Below are 23,376 nucleotides of genomic sequence, written 5' to 3'. Positions count from 1 at the left end.
GCGAGGAACCGCCACCATGTGCAACTGCGACAACCACCACGACATCGACAGCGAACTGGACCGGCTGCTGGATCGCAGCTTCTCCCGTCGCAACTTCCTGCGTACCGCCGCCGTCGGCGGCCTGGCCGGGAGCGGGCTTGCCCTGCCCGGTTCCCTGTTCGGGGCCGAACCCGGGAGCCTCGAAGAGCCCGAAGGCGTCGTCATCGACTTCGACGGCGTCGTGCGCATCGGCTACATCCCGATCACCGACGCGGCCGCCCTGCTGGTCGCCCACTCCGAGGGCTATTTCGAGGACGAAGGACTGGAGGTCGCCGATCCCCAGCTGATCCGCGGCTGGTCGCCGCTGATCGAGTCCTTTGCCGCCAACCGATTCAACCTGGTGCACCTGCTGAAGCCGATCCCGCTGTGGATGCGCTACCAGAATGACTTCCCGGTGAAGATCATGTCCTGGGCCCACACCAACGGCTCGGCCGTAGTAACCGGCCGCCATGTCGACGTGCAGAGCTTCGCCGACCTCGGCGGCAAGAGCGTGGCCGTACCTTACTGGTATTCCATGCACAACGTAGTCATGCAGATGGCCCTGCGCGATGCCGGCCTGACGCCGGTGATCCGCGATCAGGGCGACGCGCTGGAGGCGCACGAGGTCAACCTGATGCTCATGCCACCGCCGGACATGCCGCCGGCCCTGGCCGCGCGCTCCATTGATGCCTACATCGTCGCCGAGCCGTTCAACGCCGCCGGCGAACTGCTGGCGCGCGGCAACGTGCTGCGCTTCACCGGCGATATCTGGAAGAACCACCCCTGCTGCGTGGTCTGCATGAACGAGCGCCTGACCGACCGCGAGCCGGAGTGGACCCAGAAGGTGATGAACGCCGTGGTCCGCGCCCAGGGCACGATCCAGGAAGACAAGAAGAGTGTCGCCACCATGCTCTCGCGCGATGGCAAGGGGTATCTCCCGATGCCCGCCAACGTGGTGGAACGCGCGATGACGAACTACCACGACGACAGCACCTACGCCGACAACGGCGCGATCCGTCACCCCGAATGGGAGAACGGCCGCATCGACTTCTCGCCCTGGCCCTACCCGTCCGCGACCAAGATGCTGGTCGGCGCCATGAACGAGACCCTGGTCGGCGGCGACACCACCTTCCTCGAAGGCCTGGACCCGGACTTCGTCACCGACGACCTGGTGAACTACGACTTCGTGCGCAAGGCGATGGAAAAACACACCGCCTGGCAGGGCGCCCCGGGCGTGGACATGGATTCGCCCTATGCCCGCGAGGAGGTGGTGGTCCTATGAACCGCGAAGCCACACTCTCCGTCGACACCGCGACCGTGGAGCGGCTCATGCCGGTGCTGCGGTTCGCGGACCAAGCGCGCCGGGCGCTGCAGTACCCGGCGCTGGGCATCGCCGGCCTGTTCGCCCTGTGGTACTGGGGCGGCTGGGCCATCGGCAACAACGAGGACACGATGGCCTTCGCCAGCTTCGCCCCCGGGCCCACGCTGGCGGCCTTCTGGGACATCGTCAGCTCCGGGGCCGTGTGGTCGCCGATCGAGTCCAGCCTGTACCGCGTGGGCTGGGGCCTGGCCTACGCCATTGCCATCGGCGTGCCACTGGGCGTAATGATCGGCTACTTCCTGACGCTGAAGCAGGTCACCCACGTCCCGTTCCAGTTCCTGCGGATGATCTCGCCACTGGCCTGGATGCCGGTCGCGGTACTGGCCTTCGCCACCTGGGATGCGGCCATCATCTTCCTGATCGCCATCGCGGCCGTCTGGCCCATTACCTACGCCACCGCGCACGGGGTGCAACGCATCGATCCGATGTGGCTCAAGGTGGGCAACAACCTGGGCGCCAATCCGTACCACACCCTGCGCTACATCGTGATGCCCGCGATCGCCCAGGATGTGTTCGCCGGGATCCGCCTGGCGGTGGGTGTGGCCTGGATCGTACTGGTGCCGGCCGAGTACCTGGGCGTCACCTCGGGGCTGGGCTACGCCATCAACGATGCCCGCGACACCCTGGAGTACGACAAACTGGCCGCATTTGTCCTGGTCATCGGCATTATCGGCTACATGCTCGACGCCATCTGCGTACGCCTGATCAAGCGCAGCAGCTATCACGCGGAGGGCTGATCCCCTCGGGCAATACCCGGGCCCGGCCATTCATGGCCGGGCCTTTTTGTGCGCCCGCAAAGCGGGCAAGCGCAACCCAACAGTGCAAGGCCCTGCCCCGCCTCGAGGCAACCGCGTCATCCCGACCCGGCCAGACGCCCCCGAACGCCCACCAACACGTCGTTTTCGCACTGGCAGGCTTTCTGCATAACCCACGGCATGGCACTCCACCGCATATCCGATTCGACCCCACCGGACCTGGCCACCCGGGAGCAGGAGATCACCCTGCTGCTGGAGGTTGCCAAGCTCATGGGCCGCTCCGGCGACCCGGATGCCGCGATCTACCGCATCCTCGGGATGATGTCCCAGCTACTGGGGCTCAACCGCGGCCGGGTCCTGTTGCCGGATCCGAACAGCGGCCAGCTGCGCATCCGCCACGCCTACGGCCTGACCGATGCCGAGCGCGACCGCGGCAGCTACAGCCTCGGCGAGGGTGTCACCGGGCGCGTCATGAAGACCGGCCAGATCGCCCTGATCCAGGACATCGACAACGAGCCCGAATACCTCGCGCGCGCCATCGACCGTTCCACCCTGCCGCAGGAGACCGTCGCCTACATCGCCGTGCCCATCGTCCAGGACGAACACGCCATCGGCGTGCTGGGCGTCCACCGGCTGCGACGCCGCTCGCGCCAGTTCCAGGACGACCTGAACCTGCTGCGGGTGATCGCGAGCATGATCGGCCAGGTGCTGCGCATCCACCAGCTGATCGCCGAGCGCACCGCCGAGCTGGTCTCGGAGAACCGCTACCTCAAGAGCGCCCTGGATACCCAGGGCGGGCAGTACGGCATCCTCGGCGAGAGTCCGGCCCTGCGCCATGTCCTCAAGCAGGTCCACCGCATCGCGGACACCCAGGCCACGGTGCTGGTGACCGGGGCCTCCGGCACCGGCAAGGAGAAGATCGCGCGCATGATCCACCGGATCAGCCAGCGCAACGCGAAGCCGTTCATCTCCATCAACTGCGCCGCCATCCCGGCCGACCTGCTGGAATCCGAACTGTTCGGCCACGAAAAGGGGGCCTTCACCGGCGCGTCCAGCGCCAAGACCGGCAAGATCGCCCTGGCCGACGGCGGCACGCTGTTTCTGGACGAGATCGGCGACATGCCGGAGGCGTTGCAGTCGAAGATCCTGCGTGTATTGCAGGAACGGGTGGTCCAGCCCATTGGCGGCAACCGCGATCTCCCGGTGGACGTACGCATCATCGCCGCAACCCACCAGAACCTGCAGGCCGCGGTGAACGCCGGGAACTTCCGGCTCGACCTGTTCTACCGCCTGAACGTGATCCCGCTGCACATGCCGGCCCTGCGCGACCGCGCCAGCGACATCCGCCTGCTCACCCGCCACTTCCTCGACCGCTACACCCACCTGCACGGCTGGAACGTGGTCGTCGACGAGGGCGTGCTGGAACGCCTGGAGGCCTTCGACTGGCCCGGCAACATCCGCCAGTTGGAGAACGTGCTGGAGCGCGCCGTGCTGCTATCCACGGATGGCCGCATCGGCACGCCGCTGATCGACGAGATCCTGCACGAGGAATCCCGCATCAGCCCGTTCGAGAGCGAGAGGCACGGCCTCCGCGACGAGCATGCACCGGCACCATCGCGGCACAACGAGCCCCGAACCCTGCCCTCTTCCGGCGCGTCCTGCACCAGCGCGGTGCGCCCATATCAGCGCGTGCACGCCACCGAGGCGGAGCGCCTGAAGCGCGCGATCGAGCAAACCGGGGGCAACAAGACCCGCGCCGCGATGGACCTGGGCCTGACCCCGCGGCAATTGCGCTATCGCCTGAAAAAGCTCGGCATAGAAACCACTTAGGCCCACCGCTCAGACACCAGCGGACCTTTTGTCCCCTTCGTCGACAATGTCGACGAAGGGTCCGATCTCCCGGCACTCGCGCGCCGCCCTGGCGGCCCATTCCCCACGCTTGGCATGGCACCTGCAATGACCCTCGACATGCGCGGCAACGATGCCCGCATCGATTCGACCCACGAGGAGAGCCGACCATGCCGACCAAGAGTCTTCACGATCCCTTTGACGCCAATGCCGATCTGCGCCACGGCTCCAGCTGTCGCCACGGGCACACCGGCCCGGGCAGCTGCAGCTGCTTCGACACCGCGTCCCCGGACCTGGAAGAGAAACTGGAACGACGCGCCACCCATGAGCCCGTTCAGGCCGATGCCCACGCCACCGGCGAGGACCTGAGCGACGAGGCCATGGTCGATCGCGCGGTGGAGAGCGCGATCGTGCGCGGCATGTTCGGCCACAACGAGATCAACCGCCGCCGCTTCCTGCAGATGATCGGGGGCGGCACGGTGGCCGCGGCCCTGGGCTCCATCCTGCCGCTGGACAAGGTCAAGGCCGCAATCAAGGACGGCGGGCCGCTGGAAAAGACCAATCTGCGCGTCGGCTTCGTGCCAATCACCTGCGCCACGCCGATCATCATGGCCCACCCCATGGGCTTCTACGAGCGCCACGGCCTGGATGTCGACGTGATCAAGACCGCCGGCTGGGCGGTGGCCCGCGACATGTCGCTGTCCGGTGAGTACGACGCCTCGCACATGCTCTCGCCGATGCCGCTGTCGATGACCCTGGGCTCCGGCTCCTCGCGCGAGCACTACATCATGCCGGCGGTGGAGAACATCAACGGCCAGGCCATCACCCTGCACAACAAGCACAAGGACAAGCGCGATCCCAAGGACTGGAAGGGCTTCACCTTCGCCGTGCCCTTCGAGTACTCCATGCACAACTTCCTGCTGCGTTACTACGTCGCGGAACACGGGCTGGATCCCGATCGCGACATCAGCATCCGCGTCGTGCCGCCGCCGGAGATGGTCGCCAACCTGCGTGCCGAGAACGTCGACGGCTACCTGGCCCCCGACCCCTTCAACCAGCGCGCGGTCTGGGACGGCATCGGCTTCATTCACATGCTGACCAAGGAGATCTGGGACGGCCACCCGTGCTGCGCCTTCGCCTGCTCGGCCGCCTTCGCCGACGAACACCCGAACACCTTCGGCGCCCTGTTCCGCGCGTTGATCGAGGCCACCCAGTACAGCTCGGATATCAACAACCGCGCCGAGATTGCCGAGGCCATCTCCCCGCGTGCCTATCTCAACCAGCCGCAATCGGTGGTCGAGCAGGTGCTGACCGGGCGCTATGCCGACGGCCTGGGCGAGGTCAAGAACGACCCGCACCGGATCGACTTCGACCCCTTCCCCTGGCACTCGATGGCCACCTGGATCCTCACCCAGATGAAGCGCTGGGGCTATGTGGATCGCGACTTCGACTACAACCGCCTTGCGGAAGACGTCTTCCTCGCCAGCGAGTGCGCCGAGGTCATGACCGAGCTGGGCTACGAAGCGCCGAGCGACACCTACAAGAACTTCGAGATCATGGGCAAGGTGTTCGACTACACCGACCCGGAAGGTTATCTCGACAGCTTCGCAATCCGCAGGAGCTAAGCCATGTTGAGCAATCTCAACTTCCGGGCGACCGTTCTCTCGCTGGTGATGCTCGTGGTCTTCCTGGGCGTGTGGCAGCTGGCCACCGCCCCGGAGGTCCTCGCGCCGCAGCAGGGCGAGCTGAGCGAATACGAACAACTGATGGGGGGCGGGACCGATCGCAGTTCCAGCAGCGGCATCCCGGCCCCCACCCAGGTGTTCAGCCACGCCTTCAGCGAACTGAGCAACCCGTTCTACGACGCGGGCCCGAACGACAAGGGCATCGGGATCCAGCTGGCCTACTCGATCTACCGGGTCCTGCTGGGCTTTGCCCTGGCCGCGCTGATCGCCATCCCGCTCGGCTTCGTGATCGGCATGTCGCCGCTGCTGAACAAGGCGTTCGATCCGTACATCCAGATCCTCAAGCCGATCTCGCCCCTGGCCTGGATGCCGCTCGCCCTGTTCGTGATCCGCGACTCGAACATGTCGGCGATCTTCGTGATCTTCATCTGCTCGATCTGGCCGATGCTGGTGAACACCGCCTACGGCGTCGCCTCGGTGCGCAATGACTGGCTGAACGTCGCCAAGACCCACCAGCTGTCGAACCTGCGCACCGCGTTCACGGTGATCCTGCCCGCCGCGGCGCCGACCATCCTCACCGGCATGCGCATCTCCATCGGCATCGCCTGGCTGGTCATCGTCGCCGCCGAGATGCTCGTGGGCGGCACCGGCATCGGCTACTACATCTGGAACGAGTGGAACAACCTCGATCTCGCCAGCGTGATCTTCGCGATCATCATGATCGGCATCGTCGGCTTCCTGCTGGATGCGTCCCTCGCCCAGGCCACCAAATTCGTGCGCTACGCCGACTGAGTCAGCGTGGCCCCAAAAGGAGACCAAACATGAGCAAGGGATTCCTCGAGATCGAGAACCTGAGCCAACGCTTCCCGCAGCCCGACTCCAGCGAACTGATGACCGTGTTCGAGGGCGTCGACGTGACCATCAACAAGGGCGAGTTCGTCTGCCTGATCGGTCACTCCGGCTGCGGCAAGTCCACCATCCTGAACGTGCTCGCCGGCCTCGCCACACCCACCGACGGCAACGTGATCATGGACAATAAGGAGATCACCGGACCCAGCCTCGACCAGGGCGTGATCTTCCAGAACCACAGCCTGCTGCCGTGGCTGTCGGCGCGCGACAACGTGATGTTCGCGGTGCGCGCCCGGTGGCCGAACTGGAGCAAGGCGAAACGCCTGGAACACGCCGAGCGCTACCTGCACATGGTGGGCCTGGACCACGCCATGGACCGCAAGCCCGCGCAGCTCTCCGGCGGCATGCGCCAGCGCGTCGGCATCGCCCGGGCCTTCGCCATCGAACCCAAGCTGCTGCTGATGGACGAGCCCTTCGGGGCCCTGGACGCCCTGACCCGGGGGGTCATCCAGGAAGAGCTGCTGAAGATCTGGTCGGAGACCCACCAGACCGTGTTCATGATCACCCACGACGTCGACGAGGCGATCCTGCTCGCCGACCGCGTGCTGCTGATGACCAACGGGCCGCATGCCCAGGTCGCCGAGTCGGTGAAGATCGACATCCCGCGGCCGCGGGAACGCGCCACTTTGCACCAGAACGACGCCTACTACCCGATCCGCAACCACCTGGTCGACTTCCTCGTGAACGGCGCCAAGGAGATGTCGGCCAAGGCCCAGGCGGGCGCCGCCCGCGGTGACAACCCGCGCCACAGCCCGCGCATCGTCAACCCGGCCAAGCCCGAGGCCAACCCGGAACCCGGTCCGCGCATGGTTCGCGCGGTCTGACCCCCAGTCCATCCATCGCATTCAAGGAGCACATGATGAGTCTCAGCAAGAGCGCCATGACCACCACCATCCTCGAGGCCAAGGAGAACCGCGGAACCACCTGGGCCGCGATCGCCGAGGCCACCGGGCTGCACGAGGTCTACGTGACCTCCGCCTGCTACGGCATGAACCACCTGGAGGGCGACCAGGCCGACAAGCTGGCGACCTTCCTCGGGCTCGGCCCGGAGGTCTCGCAGGCGCTGCAGGCCTTCCCGCACAAGACCTGGGACAAGACCATCCCCACCGACCCGGTGATCTATCGCTTCTACGAGGCGATCAACGTCTACGGCGACACCATGAAGGCGCTGATCCACGAAAAGTTCGGTGACGGCATCATGAGCGCCATCGACTTCACCATGGACATCGACAAGGTCGAGGACCCGAAGGGCGACCGCGTGAAGATCACCTGGAACGGCAAGTTCCTGCCCTACAAGAGCTGGTAGCGTCCCCATCGGTCACGCGGCGGCCGGGCGCGCCGCGTGACCGCCCTTTCCCGCGAGCCGGTACCCCAGCGCCCGTTCGCGCCCGAACGTGTACGGCAAGTCCCTTCGCATAGTAGGCTCTTGCCGATGTGCCATCCATCCACCCTGCCCCGTCTGCTGATCCTGCTGATCAGCCTGTCCGTTGCCGCCCCCGCAATGGCGGCAAATAGTGACGACGCCAGCGTATACACCATCGGCGTGCTGGCCTTTCGCGATGCCGAAGAGACCACGGCCCAGTGGCAACCCACAGCCGACTACCTGAGCACGCAGGTCGACGCGGCCGAATTTCGCATTCAGGCACTTAACTATCCGGACCTGGAGCAGGCCGTCGCCACCGGAGGCGTCGATTTCGTCCTCACCAACACCGGCCATTACGTGCGCCTGGAGGCGCAACAAGGCATCACCCGCCTGGCCACCCTCATCGCCGAGGAGCAAGGCCAGCCCATTCGTCAGTTCGGAGGGACGATCCTGGTCCTCGACGAACGCAATGACCTCCAGTCACTGGACGACCTTCGTGGGCAGCGGTTGCTGGCGGTGGAAGAAGACTCTCTGGGCGGTTGGCTGGCCGGTTACGGGGCCCTGCGCAACGCTGGCGTGGATCCGTTCGAGGACCTGGCGTCGGTTCACTACACGGGCATGCCCCACTACCGGGTGATCGAGGGCTTGCTAACCGGCGAGGCCGACGCCGGCATGGTGCGCACCGGCGTGCTGGAGGAACGGCTGCAATCGGGCGACCTGCCCGCCGACACACTGCGCGTACTGGCGCCCCGCAAGACAGCGGGGTTTCCATTTGCCCACTCCACCCGGCTTTACCCTGAATGGCCGTTCTCGCGTCTTGGACACACCCCTGACCAACTGGCCGAAGCCGTCACGATCGCCCTGCTGAGCCTGCCCGCGGATCACCCCGCGGCGCGTGAAGGCGGCTACCACGGCTGGTCGGCCCCGTTGTCCTACGGGGCGGTACACAAACTCCTGGAAGAACTCGGCTACCCGCCGTACGACCGCACCGTGGCAATCAGCCTGCGCGCCTACTGGGAGGCCCGGCCGGAGGTCCTGCTCGGCTTCATGGCGGGGCTATTGCTGCTGAGCGGGTTGGCTGCGCTCTACTACCGGCGTCTGACTCGGCGGCTTTCCCTGGAGGTCGAGCAACGCCGCGCGGCGGAGGGCCGCCTGCGCGCACACGAAGCTCGCCTGGCGTACCAGGCCGGGCATGATCCGCTGACCGGACTGCCCAACCGCACGCTGCTGCAGGAGCACCTTGACGAGGCCATGCAACAGGCTCGCCAGCGGCAAGGCCTGGTGGCCATCCTGTTCGTGGATCTGGACCGCTTCAAAAACATCAATGACAGCCTCGGCCACCGCGTCGGCGATGACCTCCTGCAAATCCTGGGCGAGCGCCTGAAGACGCGCTTCGAGGCCCGCACCGTGGCCCGGATTGGGGGCGACGAATTCATCGCGGTAATCGACGACGCCGCAGAGCATCAAGAGCTCGAGGCCCGCGCCCGCCAGCTTCTGGAGCTCATAGCCGAACCCTTTGCCGTCGGCGGCTGGACCAACTTGCAGGTCGGCGCGAGCATCGGTATTGCACTGTTCCCGGAGGACGCCACCGAAGCCGGTGAGCTTCTCACTCAGGCCGATGCGGCGATGTACGAGGCCAAGGACGCCGGGCGCAACACCTTCCGCTTTTACCGAACCGCCCTCACCGATGCCGCCAACCAGCGCCTGGAGATCGAGAACCGGCTGCGGCACGCCCTGGCCCAGAACGAACTGGAGGTGTTCTACCAGCCTCAGGTACACATGACGTCCGGGAAGATCACCGGGATCGAGGCACTGGTGCGCTGGCGGGACCCCGAACGCGGCCTGATCGCGCCGGACGTGTTCATACCGCTGGCCGAGGAAACGGGCCTGATCGCCGCCGTCGGGGATTTTGTTCTGCGCGAGGCCTGCCGCCAGGTCGTGGAATGGGATCGTCAGGGCCTGCCGCCGCTGGAGGTCTCGGTCAACCTGTCGGCGCGCCAGGTCGCCGCACCGGGCCTGCTCCATCAGCTCCGCCAGGTCCTGCACGAATCCGGACTCCCCGCACAACGCCTGACCCTGGAGCTCACCGAAAGCACCCTGATGGAACAGGCCGACACGACCCGTGGCACCCTGCAGCAGATCAAGGGCCTGGGCATCGCGCTGGCCATCGACGACTTCGGCACCGGGTATTCGTCGCTGGCCTACCTGAAGGAATTCGCGATCGACATCCTGAAGATCGACCAGACCTTCGTGCGCGACCTGCCGGAGGACCGCAACGATGCCGAGCTGGCCATGACCATCATCGACATGGCCCACAACCTGGGGCTGGATGTGCTCGCCGAGGGGGTTGAAACCGAGGATCAGCTCGGATTTCTGGCCGCAGAGGGCTGTGATGCCTGGCAGGGCTATTTGTGCAGCCGCCCCCTGCCCGCCGCATCCCTGGCCGAGCTCGTGAGCCACCACGAACCCGAACCGTTCGCGCGCCGGACCCCGGTAAAGGCCGCCATGGCCCCACGGGGCCACCTGCGCAGCTGAACCTGAAAAAGGAAAAGGCCTGCGAAAGCAGGCCTTTTCCTTGGTGTTTGGTGGAGCGGAGGACCACCGCCCCGGTGTTTCAATAGGTCTCACAGACCCTCTCTATCTCTCTGGTTCTTCGGCCCTTTTCCGGACTCCCCGTTCTCTCCTTGTTGAACTTCGTCTCAACCTGTAGCATCCAAGAACATCTTTTTTGGGTATACAGGAGGCACTACACAAAAAGCCTCCACATAACTCTGTGAGGGACACCGTGCCGAAGAAGGCGAAGGAGCTAACCGCCATTGAGGTCAAACGGATCGACCGTCCAGGCTTCCATGCGGTGGGCGGCGTGTCAGGCCTGGCGCTGCGGGTGACGGACACCGGATCGCGGCAATGGGTGTTGCGCACGCGCGTAGCCGGAAAGCGGCGCAACTTCGGTCTTGGAGGATTCCCCGATGTCATGCTCGCACAAGCCCGTGAGCGGGCGCGGGAGCTGAAGGATCAACTGTGGCGGGGAATCGATCCAGTAGCCGAACGCAGAGCCGAAGAAGACGCGAGGCGCGCCGAGGAAGCCAAGCGGCTCACCTTCGCCGAGGCCGCCCACCAATGCCATGCCGCGAAGCAAGACGAGTTCCGCAACCTGAAGCACCGCAAGGATTGGATTCGCTCCCTGGAGCACTACGCCTTCCCAACGATGGGCAAACTTCCGGTCTCCGCTATCGAGTTGGGGCACGTCAAAGCCGTATTGGACCCCATCTGGAAAGAAAAGACCGAGACGGCCAGCCGGATACGCCAGCGCATTGAATCGGTGCTCAGCTGGGCCACCGTGAGCGGTTATCGCGAAGGCGACAACCCGGCCCGCTGGAAAGGGAACCTGGAGGTTGCGTTGCCTGCCCCGCGCAAGATCCGCAAGCGCGACCATTACCGAGCCCTGCCCTGGAACGATGTCCCAGCATTCATGGAGGCGCTGCGCCAACGGCCGGGCATGGGCGCACGGGCGCTGGAATTCGCCATCCTGACGACCGCCCGATCGGGTGAAGTGCGCGGCGCAACGTGGGATGAAATCGATCTGGACGCCCGAACATGGACAGTGCCTGCTGAACGGATCAAAGCAGGCAAACAGCACAGGGTTCCGTTGTCCGATGAAGCCGTGGCCCTGCTGGAAGCCCTGCCGCGCTTCGCGAACTCCGATTTGGTATTCACCGCACCCCGAGGTGGCACGCTGTCCGATATGAGTATCAGCGCCGTCTGCAAACGGATGCAGGTGGACGCGGTACCGCACGGCTTTCGATCGAGCTTCAAGGACTGGGCACGATCCTGTACCACCTACGCCGATGAGGTGAGCGAGTTAGCGCTGGCGCACGTCAACAACGATGCCACCCGAGCGGCCTATGCCCGCGACGAGTTGTTACCTCAGCGGGCGCAATTAATGGCCGCTTGGGCGCGCTTTCTCCGCGAAGGGACGCCAGACGGGGCCACCGTTACCAGCATCGAAGATGCTCGGGCCTGACAGGCCTGCGCAAAGAGAATCGACGTCGAAACCCTGAACGTCGACATCACCTCGGGCATCCCGGTCCAGCGCACACTGCGCCAGCCGTGTGCACTGGAGGCACGGGTCAAGGAGGCGTTCGAGCGGTCGGAATGGACCTACGGCAGCCGCCGTGTGCAGGCCGCCCTGCGTTCGGGCGGTGTGACGGTGGGCCGCTACCGGGTCCGCCGTCTGATGCGGGAACAGGGCCTGCGCCCGGTCTGGAAGCGGGCGTTCGTCGTCACCACCCAGCGGGATGCGACCGCGCCGGTGGTGGAAAACCACTTGGACCGCCAGTTCCAACCCTCGCGTCCGAGTGCGGCCTGGGTGACGGATATCACCTACATCCGGACCCGCACTGGCGGGACGTATCTGGCGGCGGTGCTGGACCTGTTCCACCGCAAGGTGGTGGGCTGGTCCATGGGCCGAAGGCTGGATGCCGAGTTGGCCTGCAGTGCGCTGAGCATGGCGCTGCAGAGCCGGCAGCCCGAGCCGGGACTTCTGGTGCACTCCGACCAGGGCTGTCAGAACACCAGCGACGCCTGGCGGCGTCTGCTGGCGCAGCACGGCTGCCCGGGCCATCGTGAGTCGGCGGGGGCACCTGCTGGGATAATGCGGTGGCCGAGCGCTTCTTCCTGAACCTGAAGATGGAACGGGTCTGGCGGCGGGACTACGCCAACCATGGCGAGGCCACCCGGGACATCACCGACTACATCGTCGGCTTCTACAACGAGCGCCGAATGCACTCGACCTTGGGCTACCTGTCGCCCAACGCCTACGAGCGAAAATGGACAGCCGAACCTCCTATCGAGGTGTCCGAAATCGCTTGACCACTACAGCGGGAAACGACGGCCCGGTCGGCTCGGCTTCCAGCTCCCTCTTCTAAGCCGCCCATGGGGCGGGAAACTGGTGCGCGCCGGTGTACCCGAGGAGGAAGCCCTTCTAAGCCGCCCATGGGGCGGGAAACGACGCGCTGGAGCAGGGCGGTGACCTGAATCACTTCTAAGCCGCCCATGGGGCCGGAAACGTTTCGGACTGCCACTGGGGATGGTTCGAGGTCTTCTAAGCCGCCCATGGGGCGGGAAACTTTGGCGTGCTGACGTTGGGGCTGTTCACGCTCTTCTAAGCCGCCCATGGGGCGGGAAACGAATTGCAAAGCCGGCAATCTGCCGGGGCTTCCTTCTAAGCCGCCCATGGGGCGGGAAACGCTTGCTACCACGACTGGCTCTACCGCCACCACTTCTAAGCCGCCCATGGGGCGGGAAACGTTACCCTGCCACGCGGGGAGCTGCTGGTAGGCTTCTAAGCCGCCCATGGGGCGGGAAACATCTGCGCGAGGCGGCCTTCGATTCGGCTCACCTTCTAAGCCGCCCATGGGGCGGGAAACCACCTTTGCGGCCCCATTGCGGACGAGCTGGACTTCTAAGCCGCCCATGGGGCGGGAAACGATGAGGTGCAGGACTACATCGACCGTCTTGACTTCTAAGCCGCCCATGGGGCGGGAAACCTCGATGAGCGTCCGTTGCTCGGTGTCTTCGTCTTCTAAGCCGCCCATGGGGCGGGAAACACGCCAAGGCGGCGGGCGCATGGTCCGTCGTGCTTCTAAGCCGCCCATGGGGCGGGAAACAGTTCGCCATGCACAGCGACCTGCTGGCCCTTCTTCTAAGCCGCCCATGGGGCGGGAAACGTCCGCATTGGTATTTCCGCGGTCCCCAATGGCTTCTAAGCCGCCCATGGGGCGGGAAACGAGCTGCGGGAGATTGCGGCTCGAATGCTGCGCTTCTAAGCCGCCCATGGGGCGGGAAACAGGTTGGCGACGTTCGGTTCGTTGGTGCTCTCTTCTAAGCCGCCCATGGGGCGGGAAACATGCGGTGGCCTGGGCTGAGGATTTGGTCAATCTTCTAAGCCGCCCATGGGGCGGGAAACGGGTGAGTTGATCGCAGAGACACCGAAGCCGACTTCTAAGCCGCCCATGGGGCGGGAAACGAGGGGAACACCCTGGTGTTCACGCTCGACAACTTCTAAGCCGCCCATGGGGCGGGAAACTTGAACAATCCCAGCCGGTGCCGGATATAACGCTTCTAAGCCGCCCATGGGGCGGGAAACCCGTTCATGGTATTTCTCCACCGGCTCCGGGCCTTCTAAGCCGCCCATGGGGCGGGAAACTCATCGTAGAACGACGGGCGCACGCCCATTGTCTTCTAAGCCGCCCATGGGGCGGGAAACGCACCGCTTGCCCCGCCACGGTTCGCCATAGTCTTCTAAGCCGCCCATGGGGCGGGAAACTCCTGCTGGGCCAGCGCCTCGGCCATTGAACACTTCTAAGCCGCCCATGGGGCGGGAAACGCCGGAGACGCAGAGGATCACGCCTGCAAGCTCTTCTAAGCCGCCCATGGGGCGGGAAACGAAACCGGAATACCCATCTGCTCCGCCAGCCACTTCTAAGCCGCCCATGGGGCGGGAAACTGGGACGCCAGCCAGTTCGGCTGCGGACTTTACTTCTAAGCCGCCCATGGGGCGGGAAACTTCTCTGGTGGTGGCGGTGGCGGCGCGGGGCACTTCTAAGCCGCCCATGGGGCGGGAAACGTCTGATGAAGAGTCCAGACCCGACCGATCAACTTCTAAGCCGCCCATGGGGCGGGAAACCGAGATGCCGTCTGCGTCAATCCACGCTGGTTCTTCTAAGCCGCCCATGGGGCGGGAAACGATACCGTAGCGCCGGACTCCACCGGGTTCTCCTTCTAAGCCGCCCATGGGGCGGGAAACCAATCCGGATCCGTATCCGGGTTGATCCCTTGCTTCTAAGCCGCCCATGGGGCGGGAAACCTCGATGAGGACTCGAGGCAGCGTTTTAAGCTCTTCTAAGCCGCCCATGGGGCGGGAAGCCACGGGAACATCTGGCACGCCCGCCTGGAACCCTTCTAAGCCGCCCATGGGGCGGGAAACTGACGCACACGACGACGTTCCCTGCTGGGTTGCTTCTAAGCCGCCCATGGGGCGGGAAACCTACAGGTGAACTTTGGCGACCTTTTTACAATCTTCTAAGCCGCCCATGGGGCGGGAAACTCTTCGCCCAACAGAGCCAGCGCCCGCTTAGACTTCTAAGCCGCCCATGGGGCGGGAAACCGTAGATGAAACCCAGTAAAACACTGATCCAAAAAGCGAATCATGTCACGGGGTCGCAAATACCATTACACGAGAATGGAGTTGTAACTTACTGATTTATAAAAGAGCGGCATTCACTCATTGCCAACATGGTCTTTTATTGGCAAAGAGCCTTGATGGTATCGATCATCTTTGACAGCGACTTGGATTCGTGTGCGGTTTCGATAACCCGACCGCGAAACTCCCGGTTCAGATCGCGCTCAGAACCTTTCTTCGCGGCCATCTCAAATGCGGTCGGCATAACAAGGGAATCCTTCACCAGGTCCGCAACATCGAACACCAACCCCCCTCGCCGTGTCTTCCCGTGCAATACCGGCATGGCATACGGAATCCCCAGGGCGTGAAGCGCGGTAGCGGCATATCCGTACGCGAGATAGTTGCCGTGGTCGATTAAACCATTCGCAATATCCGAAACGGATTCACCTGCATTCTTGCCTTCTTCGCGTTGAAACCCTTCGACCGACCAGTGACGCGCCAGGAAACCATAAAGCTCTTTCGCCCACCCAGCCTCGGCCGACAAAAGCTGAGTTGCGGATTCGGATCGCTGAATGCCGGATTCGAATCGATCACACAGATCCGGGGGGAGCGAGAGCCCGTGATCGAGCCACGCCTTGCGCGCCCATTCCATGCGAGTGCGTAATAATGACTTCCCCACCTCAAGGCGGGCCAGGTCATCAACCCACATCCGCATCCACGCCTGCATGTACTCGGTCGGACGATACTCATCCTGCGGCAGGAGGAATGTCATGTCGCAGGCGGATACCAGGGGCGAGCCCCCGCCGCCCGCAAAACCAACAAGAACGTTGGACTCGGAGAGCTTTCGGATGGCCGAGTTCGTGATGGAGGTCCCGGTGCCCAGAAGCAGAAACGCCGTATTGCGATCCGGGATGTTGAAGTACGACTCAACATCCGACCCGGTATCTGTGAGATAGACCACCGACTCGTTGCGCTGGAGAACCCGGCACCGTTCGAGGTAGAAGATGTTGGCCCGCTTGCTCAGGATGACCGAGCGTGGGCGTTCCTGTTTCTTCACCTTGCGCGCCTCTACCGCAGAACGGGGAGCCAGAACGGATGGGCCGCGCTCGAAAGCCCGTAGCCATTCAGCGCGCCTTGCTCGGGCGGAGCCCCGCCTTCCTGGGAAACGCGCTTCACGGACAACCCGAACGAGCGCCCCTTATCCTGCCCGGTCCGCCAAACGATGGTCGGGAGCTTTTCTTCATCGGATACCGCCTGGACGCGAGCGCGGCACCGATGGGCAAAGCGTTCATCCGTGTCCGTGTCACGTCGACGGTTATCCGGAACGCGGAAGCGGGTGAAGGCATCCCATCGCTCCACCCCGGCCGGCACGCCCTGCACCTCGCGATCGACGCGAAGCATTTCGGCAAGACTCCGAAGCCCCTCGATCCGCCCCTTGATGGACCCCAGGTCAAGCTCGCTGTCCGAGAACACCTGGAGCACTCGGCCGGGGTGCGGGCTCGCGCCCTCGCTCATGCCCGGGAACGCCAGGGCCACGGAACCCGGGGCATCCTGAAGGTGCCCATGGACCTGGCGCACCACAGCGCCGGCCAGATCCCAGACGGACGTGCCCGCCGCCGGTCGAAGATGAACATCAATGAAGTTCGTCGGTTGCATGCGAACCTCCCTGTTCACTTGCCGGCTTTCTCGGCGGTATCCGCTTTCCCGGTTTCCCCATAGACGCCACCGCGGATCAGGGCCCCCATCATGTACATGCCCTCCGGCGAATTCGGATCCAGGAGCCCCATGCCCCGCGCCAGGGTGAAGGACGAAGCACTGGCCCCGCGCGCCTTGTGCTTGCGGAAGAACTCCATCGCACCCAGGCTCGCACCCTCCGGCTCGACCGGAATCGGTTCATGGTCGTTGTTTTCCGACTCGGGATACCAGGTGTCGATCGTGCGCAGGGCGTTCCCGATCTTCTGGTCACGAAGTGCGGCCACCCCCATCACCCGAACGTCGTTAAAGCCGATGTTGCTGCCGGAGGCGTTCACCGGCTGGGCGCGACCCAGCTTGTACAGCGGCCGGGCAAAGCCCTTCGGCTTGTTCTCGACATAGTTCTGCGAGGGGAACACTTCGATCGAGCCCGAAAAGCCGGGGTCGATCACCGCTTCAACATCGAACGAGAGCATCTTCGAGCCCTTCCGGCCCGCCAGCGCGTTTTCGATGTGTTCCGCCAGCGCCTTTTCCGGATCGGTGAACGCATCGAAATGCTGGAGCGGGACCGCCAACGCCTCGGCCTCGATCGTCTCGACTGGCCCGGACGCCTGCTCCTTGTTATTCACCGACACCTTCACATCGATGCGCTGACCGAGGCTTCGGTTGCGCCAGAGCCACCGCCCGTTCAGGACGTTTCGAGCCAGCCGGCGAGCCACCTCTTTCAGGCCTTCGCTTTCGCTCGCCGCCTGGGCAAACACCTTGAAGTGTTCCCGCATGGCCTCCGCCTCATCGCCGGCGCAGCTATGGAGACTCTCCCGGAGGGGGAGAAAACGAAGGCCGAAACGAACACCAAATCGGTTGGCGTTCTCGCGAGTCCGCGCCGTTTCCGTGACCTGGATGTTCGACACATCGCGCGCCTTAGCGGATTCCTTGTTGACGTTCTGCGTGCCGCGAATCCCGTGACGAATCACTTCCAGCGGCGATTCGACGTCATCGGCGTCGAGGTTGAAAAACACGCCGTCGCTGACAATCGCGAGACGCTGAAAGCTGGTCACACCCGGAATTTTTTTGAGGGTAGCGAGCTCATCCATGATGAAATTCCTTATTGCAGTTGCGAAGAAGTAGAGCCGGAAGCGCGATCCTGCTCCAGAAGAAAAGCGGTCTCGTCGGGCCAGGAATAGCTCCAGAACAAATCCGCCGGGTCGATATCGGGACGGTCTTTCAGGGTGCGAAGACCAAGGTACTCCACGAGGCCTACCATGGGCTCGGAATACGCGTGCGTCAGGTTGTTGCGCACATTTTCGCGGTATTCCACCGGAGAAGTGAGCGCATACCCCAGTACCGCCGGGGTCAACCACCCATTAAACTTTACGGCCCCACTGGCACCGGGGTTCGGATCATTGCCGGCCAGCGCCAGCAGGCGGTCGAGTCGAGTGTGGGACTCATCACCCACCAGCAGCCCGCTGCGGTCCGCAAGGATATGGCCACCCCCAATCGCCCGATCGATCACACCCCAATGGTCCCGGTCGCCGCCATCGCGGCCCTGGAGGGAATGCGACATCACCGGATCTCGGAAATCGACGATCAAACCGCCGGCCAAGCGCGCCCGCTGGAGAAACGTGTGGACCTTGCTCAGAATCCGCTCCGACACGTCCTCGTCGAAACGCAACACCAAGGACCATTCCAGATCCATGGAGGCCGTTGGCTGGAGCGAAAGCGTAGGGTCTTTCGAGTGCGAGCTGTAGTCGTCGCCATCGATATAAGTCGAGGCTCGATACTGATGCGGGTGACGATCATTCCCGAACGATTCGGCATGCAGGTGAGCATCATGGTGGATCACCGCCACACCGGACGGCTGCACTTTCAGAGCCCGCCCCAGGGCATGACTCATCATGACCGCGGCCATCACGGGGCACAGCGAGATCATCCATTGTGTCGAGAGTGCATTCGCCCGCTGGATACGAAGATGCGGAAGGGCCAAATAGGTCATTACGCACCTCCTTGTGCCAGGGTTTCTGCCATGCGGCGTCCGTCTTCGTCATCCAGCTCACACACACGATGGGGGCTGAACGAGGACGAGCGCACCATGGTGACCACGGAAGCGGCCACCTCTCGGCTAACGGTTTCACGCCATTCACGAGATCGTCTTTCGGGGTCGATCCAGCCTTCCAGCATGGGCTGCTTCTCCAGCGCCGGGAGCGGGCTGGGGAGATCATCCTCGTGCTGCCGGAGGCAGCTACGAACCGAGGCCGCCTGGTTTTCGATGGCCTGCCAGAGGGCCATCAAATACGCCGCTTCGCGCTCACGATTGCGAACCGTCCAGACGATGCCCGATGAATCGTCCTCCCCCGCCAGCTGGAGCTGCCCCAGAAATGCCTGGTGCTCCGCCACGAGCTTGACCGGGAGCCGGTAGCGAAATCCGGCATACGCGAGATGGAAGGCGCGCTTAAGTTCGCGATCCAGCGTCGGAACGGAATCAAACACCAGCGGGCGCTTGGTCCACTCACCCACCCGCGCGCCGGCGTTTTGGGGCTTCGAGCCCCCGACCGAGAATTGAGGGACCAGTGGAATTCGCCGGGTGGAAGGCGCTTCTGCGGCCTTGCGGCTCGCGAAAAACGCATCATCACGGGCACGAATGGCCTCGTTGACGGCCAGCCCGACCCCGGTGGACGTGAGCGGCGTCACCGCCAGATAGCCGTCCTCACGGGGAAGCAGGATCTGCCGCAGCCGGGGCGAAAGGCGGTCGCCATTGATGACCGCCGGGCTCTTGCTCGCCACATCGAGGTAGGCGTCCGTGACCTCGGCTTGCTCGGCAAGATCGGCTTCGGGCGGCGAGTCCAGCTTGACCGCTTCGCCGCGGAACAGGCGGACGGCCTTGAGCAGTTTCGCCGGGCCAATGGTGACGCGCTCCGAAGCGTTATGGCGGGCCGGGCCGGAAACGGAAATATTCGCAATCGAATCCAGACCGCTCAAGACGGCTCCCGCCGCCGCCGGGGATTCACAAAGATAGGTTCGCGCACAAACGTGCGGTCGATCCAGCGCCTGGTTCTGGCTGATTCGCACACCGCCTCCGGGTGCGATATTTGTGTTGACAACCTTAAAACTGAAATGAACAAGCTGCTGCGAAAACCATCGATGGATGGTGTCGATATCGGGGAGGCTCACGGACCCACTCCTTGGGTTGTCGGGTTATACCTTTCAGTGCACAGTAGCAAAGGAAAAAGTTGAAGTGAAGGGCAACGATGCAAGTGATATTGGTCTCGCTGTGCGAGAAAAATTCGAAAAACAAAACCCGCCGGATTCTGGATCGATATGCGGTCCGTCATGGGGAGGGTTCATGGATTACCCCCGTTACCCAGGAAGGTCTTGAGGAAACACGGAAGGCGCTTCGGCGAACCGCCTCCCGAAGCACCGCTGTCGGCTGTTACCGGGTTGACCGGAATCGGCATCAGTTGCTTTGGGTAGTCGGTCGTCGCAGTGCCTTTGGGAACGCCGGGGAAACCGCTGTGGGGACGACGCGCGTGAAGCCATCCGATCCACCGGCCCCCTGGGTGCGAAAAACGGCTCTCGTGGCCGGAATGGCGGGCCTGGCGCACGACATCGGCAAAGCCTCGCCGCGATTCCAGGAGAAGTTACGCGCGGCCCTGAAGCCGAAGAGTCACGAGGGCATGGCCGATCGAATCCGGCATGAGTGGGTATCCACCCGCGTACTGGAAACGTGGCGGGCCATGCAGAAAGAAACGGACGCCAAAGTTTCGATTGAACAGGCATGGAATCGCGTGCAGTCGATGGAGGCCTATCCGGGTTTTTTGGAAAACGAAGACGCGGACGGTTTCGATCCCTATGACGAAGATGACAACCCCGTCTCCATCGACAATCCCCATGCAGCCGTCGATGCTGCGGTTTTGACGCATCACGGATTGATGGGGCCGCAGCGAAGTAAGGATGCGGACGGTAAAACAAATCACGCCCCGTATAAGCCTCAAAGCCAACGTCATGTTCGATCGAAGGCGGACTATCCCGACCAAGGGGTGCAGCTCTACGATCATATTTTTGAAAAACAGGCGCTCGACCCGAAAACCGAAAAACATCTGCGCGGGATGCTCCGACGGGTCAGTCAACTGGAAGGGCAACCGGACGCGGACTACTGGCGCGCGGTCACCCTGCTTTCCCGGGTGGCCCTGATCGCGGCCGACCACGAGGTCTCGAAACGGGTCTTTTCCGGAAACACGGAGAGCGTCGCGCTTTTTGCGAATACGGGCCGCGATGAATCCGGTGCGTCGACCATCCTCAATCAACCCCTCGACTACCATCTCGAACACGTCGGGAAGAAAGCCCAGGAGTGGGTGTATCGGCTCGACCGACTCAACCTCCCCGGGCTGCACGCGACCACGCGCGAGCGCCTTCAGGAGCGCGCAGGGCCCGGTCGCTTCCAGTGGCAGGATCAGGCCGTCGATCACCTGGAGGCCCATCGTCAGGAGGGGGGTCCATGGCTCCTGCTGAACAACGCCGAGACCGGGGCCGGAAAAACCCGCGCGAATCTGCGCGCGCTCGAGGCCATGACCCCGGACCATGAGCCCATGCGCGCATCGCTCGCGTTGAACCTTCGATCGCTGACCCTACAAACCCACGACGCCCTGAAGAATCAGCTCCATCTCGGTGAAGAGGAGCTGGCCTGCCTGATCGGGGACTCGTTTGCCCGCGCTGCGTTCGATGACGCACGGGAGTTCAGGGCCGACAACGACGAGGACGAGGACGAGACGGAAGCCGGAGGGTTCGATGTCATCGGCGAAGGCGTCGATCATGAGATCCCGGAATGGCTGGAGCAATGGGCACCCGGAGCCGCCGAGGCCCGGACCCGGACGATGCTGGGATCACCGCTTCTGGTGTCCACCATTGACTACCTCATTCAATGCGGCGAGCCGGGCCGGCAGGGGCACCACGTCAAAGCGTTCCTTCGGGTGGCCGGGAGTGACCTCGTGCTCGACGAGATTGATAGCTACGAACCGAAGGCCTTGGTCGCCGTGCTCCGCGTGGTCACCCTGGCGGCGATGATGGGGCGCAAGATCGTCGCCTCCAGTGCGACCCTCTCCTCCCCGGTCGCCCAGGCGCTCGTGACCGCGTTCGCGGTCGGGGCCCGGATGAACGCCGCGCTGATGGAAAACCCGGAGGGTACGAAGTCCGCCCGTGTGTCGGTGGTCGACAACCGGCTGAAACCGGAAACCAAACCCCTAGAGTCCGTTGAAAGCATTACGAGCTGGTACGGCGCGCGCGTGAACCGAATGATGGGCGAAGTGCTGGCCGACACACCACGCAGAAGGGCCTTCATCCAGTCAGTGGAGGTCGAGGGGGCTGATACCGAGGAGGAGCGGTTCCAGATCGCGGTGGGATTGGCGGTGCGGCAACTCCATGGCTTCCAGAAATGGGAGCATCCCAGCGGAAAGAAGGTGTCGTTCGGCCTGGTCCGGGTGGCGAATGTGCCGCCCTGTGTCGAACTCACACGGGTGCTGAACACGAAGCCGGGGCTGTACGCCTCCTCGTATCATTCGATGGACATCAAGGCGCGGCGCGCGATGAAGGAAGCCCGGCTCGACCGGCTCTTTCAGCGCGGCGGCGAACGGGACCCGCTGGCGGACGATCCCGAACTCGACCGGATCATCCGCGAGGCCGAAGAAGATGAGCTGACGTTCGTGGTCGTGGCAACGCCGGTGGAGGAAATCGGGCGGGACCACGACTTCGACTGGGCGGTGATCGAGCCCTCGAGCACGCAGTCGATTGTGCAAACCGCCGGCCGCGTCAATCGCCATCGCCGCAACGTCATCGACCGACCCAACATCGCCATTCTGGACCGGAACCGCCGGTCCCTTGTGAAGGGAGAAGGGGAAGCATGCTTCATAATGCCGGGCAACGGGTATGCGTACCCCGACGCGGATAAGAAGCGCCACCGAATGCGGGATCTGCTGGCGTCTGCTCCGGGGTGGGAGGATGACGTGCTCACTCTGACGGCCGCGGTGCATTTCGGACTCGACGGGCAAAAGGCACGATTCGCGGAGATGGACGATAAGGCCGTCGAGCGCACCGCCCGAACAGGGATGGAGGTCATCGAGGGCGATGAAGGGATGAATATGGCGTGGCTGGTAATGGCGCACTACCGCGATTTTCAACTACGAGATTCGGATTCCAGCGTTACGTTCGAACTGGCGCCCCGGGATTCCGCGCAATTCGAGGCCTATCGCCTGGATCGGGAGACACAGGCGCTACTCGACGATCACAGCTTTAAGGTTGAACCCGGGCAGCGATCGTGGCTGTCATGGGGGCTGAGCGAGGCCAAGGAGTATGCGGAACGAATTGGAATGCCCCGCCAGGGGATGCAGGTCGAAGTGGCCGAGGCCGTCGCGAATGGCCGCTCCGGCGTCGCCTTCGATGAAATCGAGGGAGGGCGTTAAAACGCCGCCAGTATCGCGGTTTCAAAGGCAAGGCGCGAAACCTCGCGCCTTATGGGGAGCGCCGGATCCCCCACTAGGTGTGATCTCTCAATA

The 23,376-nt window shown here is 63.9% G+C and carries 17 protein-coding genes and 1 CRISPR repeat array; of the genes, 12 read left to right on the top strand and 5 right to left on the bottom strand.

Annotated features, from left to right (window positions below; genetic code table 11):
• The first annotated feature begins 16 nt into the window (after window positions 1-16).
• The 11 genes from G335_RS0109715 to G335_RS14510 all read left to right on the top strand — a co-directional run bounded on the left by G335_RS0109715 (window position 17) and on the right by G335_RS14510 (window position 12,831).
• A complete protein-coding gene (locus G335_RS0109715) occupies window positions 17-1,300 on the top strand; it encodes an ABC transporter substrate-binding protein (protein ID WP_018176622.1) in 1,284 nt (427 codons plus the stop codon).
• Window positions 1,297-2,136, top strand: coding sequence for an ABC transporter permease (locus G335_RS0109710; RefSeq protein WP_018145428.1), 840 nt, complete (start codon window positions 1,297-1,299; stop codon window positions 2,134-2,136). Before G335_RS0109715 ends, G335_RS0109710 begins: the two co-directional genes overlap by 4 nt.
• Before the next feature lie 198 nt (window positions 2,137-2,334).
• Window positions 2,335-3,984 (top strand): sigma-54-dependent Fis family transcriptional regulator, encoded by a 1,650-nt coding sequence (locus G335_RS0109705; protein ID WP_018176621.1) that lies wholly within the window; start codon window positions 2,335-2,337, stop codon window positions 3,982-3,984.
• Between the two features lie 188 nt (window positions 3,985-4,172).
• Window positions 4,173-5,627 (top strand): CmpA/NrtA family ABC transporter substrate-binding protein, encoded by a 1,455-nt coding sequence (locus G335_RS0109700; RefSeq protein ID WP_018176620.1) that lies wholly within the window; start codon window positions 4,173-4,175, stop codon window positions 5,625-5,627.
• A 3-nt stretch (window positions 5,628-5,630) separates the two neighbouring features.
• Window positions 5,631-6,479 carry a nitrate ABC transporter permease gene (gene ntrB / locus G335_RS0109695; protein WP_018176619.1) on the top strand — a complete coding sequence of 283 codons (849 nt, stop codon included), beginning with the start codon at window positions 5,631-5,633 and terminating at the stop codon, window positions 6,477-6,479.
• Between the two features lie 29 nt (window positions 6,480-6,508).
• Window positions 6,509-7,420: an ABC transporter ATP-binding protein gene (locus tag G335_RS0109690; protein WP_018176618.1), complete on the top strand. Its 912-nt coding sequence runs from the start codon at window positions 6,509-6,511 to the stop codon at window positions 7,418-7,420.
• Window positions 7,421-7,455: 35 nt separating this feature from the next.
• On the top strand, window positions 7,456-7,902 hold the full coding sequence (cynS, locus tag G335_RS0109685) for a cyanase (RefSeq protein ID WP_018145423.1): 447 nt from the start codon (window positions 7,456-7,458) through the stop codon (window positions 7,900-7,902).
• Between the two features lie 126 nt (window positions 7,903-8,028).
• The gene (locus G335_RS0109680; protein WP_018176617.1) at window positions 8,029-10,494 is read left to right on the top strand and encodes a bifunctional diguanylate cyclase/phosphodiesterase; all 2,466 of its coding nucleotides are present in this window, start codon (window positions 8,029-8,031) and stop codon (window positions 10,492-10,494) included.
• A 238-nt stretch (window positions 10,495-10,732) separates the two neighbouring features.
• Window positions 10,733-11,983 (top strand): site-specific integrase, encoded by a 1,251-nt coding sequence (locus G335_RS0109675; RefSeq protein WP_018176616.1) that lies wholly within the window; start codon window positions 10,733-10,735, stop codon window positions 11,981-11,983.
• A gap of 18 nt (window positions 11,984-12,001) precedes the next feature.
• Entirely contained in the window at window positions 12,002-12,640 is a 639-nt protein-coding gene (locus tag G335_RS13575) for an IS3 family transposase (RefSeq protein ID WP_155986718.1), read from the top strand.
• Window positions 12,619-12,831, top strand: a complete 213-nt coding sequence (locus tag G335_RS14510) for an IS3 family transposase (RefSeq protein WP_018176615.1) — start codon at window positions 12,619-12,621, stop codon at window positions 12,829-12,831. Before G335_RS13575 ends, G335_RS14510 begins: the two co-directional genes overlap by 22 nt.
• 49 nt (window positions 12,832-12,880) lie before the next feature.
• Window positions 12,881-15,127: direct repeats of the CRISPR family, unit length 28 nt; unit sequence CTTCTAAGCCGCCCATGGGGCGGGAAAC.
• Between the two features lie 136 nt (window positions 15,128-15,263).
• On the opposite strand, the gene cas1f is transcribed toward G335_RS14510, so the two are convergent.
• Genes cas1f through G335_RS0109645 form a run of 5 tightly spaced genes read right to left on the bottom strand, consistent with a single transcriptional unit; the run spans window position 15,264 to window position 20,002 of the window.
• The gene (cas1f, locus tag G335_RS0109665; RefSeq protein ID WP_018176614.1) at window positions 15,264-16,199 is read right to left on the bottom strand and encodes a type I-F CRISPR-associated endonuclease Cas1f; all 936 of its coding nucleotides are present in this window, start codon (window positions 16,197-16,199) and stop codon (window positions 15,264-15,266) included.
• An 11-nt stretch (window positions 16,200-16,210) separates the two neighbouring features.
• Window positions 16,211-16,798: a type I-F CRISPR-associated endoribonuclease Cas6/Csy4 gene (locus tag G335_RS0109660; protein ID WP_018176613.1), complete on the bottom strand. Its 588-nt coding sequence runs from the start codon at window positions 16,796-16,798 to the stop codon at window positions 16,211-16,213.
• Between the two features lie 14 nt (window positions 16,799-16,812).
• Window positions 16,813-17,928 (bottom strand): type I-F CRISPR-associated protein Csy3, encoded by a 1,116-nt coding sequence (gene csy3, locus G335_RS0109655; protein WP_018176612.1) that lies wholly within the window; start codon window positions 17,926-17,928, stop codon window positions 16,813-16,815.
• Between the two features lie 11 nt (window positions 17,929-17,939).
• Entirely contained in the window at window positions 17,940-18,827 is an 888-nt protein-coding gene (locus G335_RS0109650; RefSeq protein WP_018176611.1) for a type I-F CRISPR-associated protein Csy2, read from the bottom strand.
• Window positions 18,827-20,002, bottom strand: a complete 1,176-nt coding sequence (locus tag G335_RS0109645) for a type I-F CRISPR-associated protein Csy1 (protein WP_231368488.1) — start codon at window positions 20,000-20,002, stop codon at window positions 18,827-18,829. Before G335_RS0109645 ends, G335_RS0109650 begins: the two co-directional genes overlap by 1 nt.
• Before the next feature lie 77 nt (window positions 20,003-20,079).
• Here G335_RS0109645 and cas3f point away from each other — a divergent pair, with 77 nt between their 5' ends.
• Complete coding sequence (cas3f, locus tag G335_RS13975) at window positions 20,080-23,283, top strand: type I-F CRISPR-associated helicase Cas3f (protein WP_081623067.1); 3,204 nt, start codon at window positions 20,080-20,082, stop codon at window positions 23,281-23,283.
• Window positions 23,284-23,376 lie beyond the last annotated feature (93 nt).

Origin of the sequence: Thioalkalivibrio sp. AKL8 (genome assembly GCF_000380525.1) — a bacterium.
GTDB classification, from domain to species: domain Bacteria; phylum Pseudomonadota; class Gammaproteobacteria; order Ectothiorhodospirales; family Ectothiorhodospiraceae; genus Thioalkalivibrio; species Thioalkalivibrio versutus.
The sequence above is the reverse complement of the archived record's forward strand: the minus strand, read 5'-3'. Positions and strand labels throughout refer to the sequence as shown.